Annotated in this window: 1 protein-coding gene; it reads right to left on the bottom strand. The window is 76.5% G+C overall.

All coding sequences use genetic code 11. From position 1 onward, the window contains the following. Positions 1–59: 59 nt before the first annotated feature. Positions 60–2,132, bottom strand: a complete 2,073-nt coding sequence (locus tag ACWGDE_RS38265) for a TPM domain-containing protein (RefSeq protein WP_453393698.1) — start codon at positions 2,130–2,132, stop codon at positions 60–62. Between the last annotated feature and the right edge of the window lie 248 nt (positions 2,133–2,380).

Genomic DNA, 2,380 nt, shown 5'->3' with positions numbered 1-2,380 from the left:
GCCGAGGATGGTCTGCTTGCTCATGGTGGTCTCTCCTGGTCAGGGCCGATGTGTGCAGTTCAGAAGCGGCCGCCGCCGCCCATGCGGCCGCGGGTTCCGCCGCCCCCGAAGGAGCCCGGACCGCTGCCGCCTCCGCCTCCGCCGCCGAAGCCCCCGCCGAAGCCTCCGCCGCCCCCCAGGATCTCGCCGAGGATGATCCCGCCGAGCACCGCGCCGCCCATGCCGCCGCCCTGGCGCTGCCCGCCACCGCCGTACGGGTTCTGGTAGCCCCGTACGTCCTGTTCGGCCAGCTGCTGCGCCTGCCGCGCGAGCGAGTCCGCCTGCTGGGCTTCGGCGAGGGCCCCGGCCGGGTCCGAACCCGCCAGGGACGTGGACCGCTCCAGGTGGCGCTGCGCCTCCGCCAGCCGGGTCCGGGCCTGGCTGCCGACCGCGCCCCGGCTGGTGGTGATGTAGTCCGCCGCCGCGCCGATGGCGCTGCGGGCCGAGAGCAGGGCCTGGTCGAGCAGGGCCGCCGCCCGCTGCCGTCCCGACTCGCGCTCGCGCGCCCCGGCCAGCGCCTCGTCGAGGGCCGCGTCGGCCTCCTCCACGCGGCGCAGGGCGTCGATCGGGTCGTACCGGCCCGCGCCCTGTTCCCCGCGTACGTCGGCCAGTACGGCCTCCGCCCGGCCGATCCGGCCGCGCAGATCGGCGGTCGAGGTGCCCTCGGCGGTACCGGTCAGCAGGCCGCGCGCGTCGGCCAGGTCGGTGTCCGTCTCGTTCAGCGCGCCCGGCAGTTTCCCGGCGGCCTCGGCCAGTTCCTGCGCGCGCCGCTCCACGGCGTCGACGAGGGTCGAGGCCTGGTCGACGGCGCCCTCGGCGGCCCGGACGTGCACGGCGGCCTTGCCGTTGTCGCCCGCGTCGATCGCGGCGCGCGCCTCGCCCAGGCTGGTCGTCGCGAACAGCAGCCGGTCCTTGGCCTGTTCGGCGTTGGACGCCACGGGGGCGGCCGCCGAGTCCGCGTACTGCCGGCCGAGCGCCGTGAGGGTGGCCTCCGCGGTCGTGGTGCGGCCCGTCAAGGCCCGGAAGTGGCCCTCCACGGTGGCGAGGGCCTCCGGGGCGTTCTTCTCCAGGTCCCGCAGCCGGTCGAAGTCCGCGGACTGGGCGTCGAGCCGCCGGCTCGCCTCGGTGCAGCGGGCCACGATCTCGTCCAGCATCCGGCGCCGGGTGGCGTCGTCCTCGGGGTACGCGTCGTCGAGCTGCTGGCGGAGCCGGAACGCGGCGGTCAGCTCGCCCTTCCCGTACTCCACGGCCTCGGTGAAGGCCGCTACGGCCTCCTCGCCGAACTGGGCGTTCGCGAAGCCGAGTTCCTCGGTGCTGGTGCGGATCGCGTCGTCGGTCTCCACCAGCAGCGCCTTGGCCCTGGCGTCCAGCTCGGGGAGGGGCAGCGGAGCCGGGGCCGCGTCCGGGCCGCCCCAGCCGGCGCCGGTCTTCGTACCGGAGCCGCCGCCCCGGCGCTTGCGGCGGGAGTACGCGTACGCCCCCAGCGCGCCGGCCGCGCCGACCGCGACCACCGGGAGGACGAAGTCGCCGGCGCCGCTCTCGCCGCCGCTCGCGGTGGCGCCGCCCGGGTCGGCCACGCCGGGGGTGATCTTCGGTACCGGCACGGGCTGCCCGCCGAGGACCGCGTCGTAGCCGTTCGCGGCGCCGATCGCGGCGCCCGCCCAGTCGTTCTGCCGCAGGGCCGGCTCGATCGCGGTCTGCGCGACCGCCGCGAGCTGCTCCTTGGTGAAACCGGACTCGGCATCGGCCGAATAGGCGTACTGCCGGGCTCCGGTGCCCACGGCCAGCAGGACGTCGTTCTGACCGAGGCCGTTCTTCTCGGCCGTGGCGTCGGCCCAGCTCTGCGCGGAGCGGCCGGAGAAGTCGCGCACGTACGTGACGAACAGCTGGATCTTGCGGTCGGCGTAGAGCTTGTCCAGCGCGGCCGTGACGGCGGCCTTGCGGTCGCCCAGGGCGCCGACGCGGTCGGTGATCTGCCCCTGCCCGGACAGGGTGACGGGGTCGTCGGCCCGGGCGGGCGGCGCGGAGGCCGTCGCCCAGCCGGTGAGCGCGAGGAGCGCGGCGGCGAGGGCGAGTCCTGGTCGGACGGGTATCCGGGAGGGGGTGGGTCGGCTCTTCGTCCTGCTTCGCGGCGGGGTCACATTTGGGAGGGTATGGGCCCTCCTGCGCCCCCGCACCCGGAGACCGGGCGGCGTCGCCCGCTGCCGCTGCGCGGGGCTTCTCCCCGCCCCGCCCTTCCTCCGTTCCCAGGGCTCCGCCCTGACCCGAAGGCCCGGGCTCCGCCCCAGACCCCGCGCCTCAAACGCCGGCGGGGCTGGATTTGGCGGGCGTCAGCTGCACG

It is taken from the genome of Streptomyces sp. NPDC054956 (genome assembly GCF_053609185.1).
This window is presented reverse-complemented; position numbering and strand designations above follow the sequence as displayed.